Genomic DNA, 2,649 nt, shown 5'->3' with positions numbered 1-2,649 from the left:
GGTCAGCGAACCGACCGTGCCGCTGCCGCCGACGATGCCGCCGCTCTGCACGCTGACGTCCGAGGTGACCGAGCCGTTGATCGCCAGCCGCCCCTGATTGACCAGCGTCGGGCCGGAATAGGTGTTGGCGCCGGTCATGACCAGCGTGCCCATCCCTTCCTTGGTCAGGCCGCCGTGGCCGGAGATGTTATTGGAGTAAACGTCCAACTCACAGCTGATATCGTCACACTTCCTGGCATGCAACGTACCGGCATCCACCTCGGCGCCCAGTCCCGGAATATTGACGACAAACTGGGTCGGGCCGTAGGCCACGCCCGTCGGATCCGGGATGCGGAACTCTGCGGGAATATCTTCGGCGGTATAGAACATGCCCGGGCCGTTGATGGCCTTGCCCAGGTTGATCATCCCCCAGCCGTAGAGCGCGTCGATGCCCGGCGCGCCCATGTCGGTGGCGGTGGTTTTCAGCACGTCGGCAATCTGCGCCGAGTTCATGTACGGGAAACGCTGCAGCAACACCGCCACTGCGCCGGTGACGTGCGGGGTCGCCATCGAGGTGCCGTTTTTATTGCCGTAGTCCGACACCAGATTGGCCGGATCGGAACCGTTGGCCACGGTGCTGTAGATTTTGCTGCCCGGCGACGACACGCAGAAGCTGGCGGTATAGCCGCAGCGGGACGAGAAGCTGCTGATGGTGTAAGGCACGCTGTTGGCCGATGCCGCATCTTGCGCCACGCTGGCGACCGACAGCCAGTTCGGCGCGATGTCCGGCACGAAGTAGGCCAGCCCGCTGATCACATCCGGTTGGTTGTAATTGCCGTCGTTACCGGCGGCGAACAGCACCAGAATATTTTTGCGCGCCGCGTCGATGGCGCCCTGATAGCCTGCGCCGGCCAGGCTGCCGAGCAGCGGCTTAACCTGATCGAATTGCTCCTGCGCATCCTTCAGCTCGAAGTGCAGCGCGTTAGGATCGCGACCGCCGTCGGACAGGAAATCGGGAATGCTGACGCCCCAGCTGTTGTTGATCACCCGCACGCCGCTCTTGATCATCGCCTGCCAGCCGGCATTGGTGACAGCGCCGTCCAGGCCGAGGAATTCGCCGTACGCCGGGCCGTCGTTGTCGTTATCGACGCTGATCACCTGCGAATCGAAGGCCACGCCGTGCATGCCGACGCCGTCGCGATTCGCCGCGCTGATCCCCGCGACGTGCACCCCGTGATTGCTCAGCATGCCCTGCGAACCGCTGTAGAAGTGGAAGGTGCCGTCGAAATAAAAGCGATCGCCGGCGTTAATTCCCGGCCGGTGCGGATCGGTATAGGCGCGGTAGCCTTCGGTGACGACGTTGATCAGTTTGCCGTCGCCGGCGAATTCGGGATGGTGGTTAACCGGGGTGTCGAAAATGCCCACCTTTTGTCCTTTGCCGGTGTAGCCGGCGGCGTAGGCCTCATCGGCGTGGATCGCCCCCAGCCCCCAGTTGGCGTTGAATTCGGCGCTGCGCCAGCTGGCCGGATCGCCGGGTTGGCCATTCACCTCGTGCGGCGCTGCCTGCGCATACCCTGCCAGCGCCATGCAGCAGACCAGCGCGTTCAGCCGCCACGGCGAGCGACGAACGTTTCCTTTGCTATCAAAACCCATTGTTGTTGTCATTTCCTTACCTTTTGCTTGTTATTGGCCGACGCCCCAGGTGCGCCGGGTTCTCATTAGCAGGATGTGAAAAAGGAACCGCCCGCAGGCGGTTCCCGTACAAGGATTGAGTCGATGTTGCTTAGAAACGCCAGGTGAAGCCGGCGTTGACGCTGTTGTCCTGATGGTGCTGCGACAGCAGCCCGCCGTAGCCCAGCGACAGCGAGGCGTTTTCGTTCACCGCCACCTCAGCCCCCGCCTTCAGCACCATGCCGTCGCGCGACACCGGCACGCTGTCCACCACGAACGGCGCGTTGCCGCCGTTGAACCGCAGCCCGGTGCCGCGCGCCAGCCCGCCGTACTGGTGTTGCCATCCCAGCTCGCTGCGCAGCGCCACCGTCGTGCCCGGGGTCACCTGCCACGCGGTGTCCGCGCGCAGCCCCAGCGTCGACACCGTCGCATCCGTGTGCTGCTTGTCGCCGCGCAGCGCCGCCGCGCCGCCGCTTTCCGCGATGCCGTTGTTTTCGAAGTTCACGTACGCCAGGTTGACGAACGGCTCCAGGTTCAGCCACTCGCCCTGCACGCTGTAGCCCGCTTCCGCGAACAGCTGTTCGGTGCGCGCGCTGTACTTCGCCGTGTCACGGTCCGACTGCATCCCGTAGTTCACCGACCGTTTGGTGTCGATGCGGTGCCAGGTGTAGCCCGCACCGCCACGCAGCGCCAGCGCCCCGAACTGCTTGTCGCCGTACGCCGCCAGGTGGTAGTTGTCGCTGTCCGCCTTCGACCCGTAGCCGCCGTGCAGCGAGGTGCGGGTGTAGCCGGTCGCTACCCCCAGCCGCCAGTCGGCCGCCGCCGCCGAGTCCAGCCCCACCAGCACCCCGTAGGTCGAGGCCTGATAGCCGGTGGCGTTGGCGTCGCCCGACGCGTGGTCCCACGCCCCCAGCAGCTGCGCCCAGGCGCCGTCCTCGTCCGCCTTGATGGCCGACGAGCTCGCCAGCCCTTCCGCCTGACGCAGCCGCCCGTTCAGCG

Annotated in this window: 2 protein-coding genes; both read right to left on the bottom strand. The window is 65.4% G+C overall.

The window, feature by feature from the left end; genetic code table 11:
• Window positions 1-1,644: S8 family serine peptidase (locus IMX17_RS25075; RefSeq protein WP_193550333.1), on the bottom strand; the 1,644-nt coding region annotated here is incomplete at its 3' end.
• Window positions 1,645-1,762: 118 nt separating this feature from the next.
• The coding region (locus IMX17_RS25070) for an autotransporter outer membrane beta-barrel domain-containing protein (RefSeq protein WP_193550332.1) at window positions 1,763-2,649 on the bottom strand (887 nt) is incomplete at its 5' end.

The organism is Serratia sp. X3, assembly GCF_014982455.1.
Classification (GTDB): domain Bacteria; phylum Pseudomonadota; class Gammaproteobacteria; order Enterobacterales; family Enterobacteriaceae; genus Serratia; species Serratia ureilytica.
The sequence above is the reverse complement of the archived record's forward strand: the minus strand, read 5'-3'. Positions and strand labels throughout refer to the sequence as shown.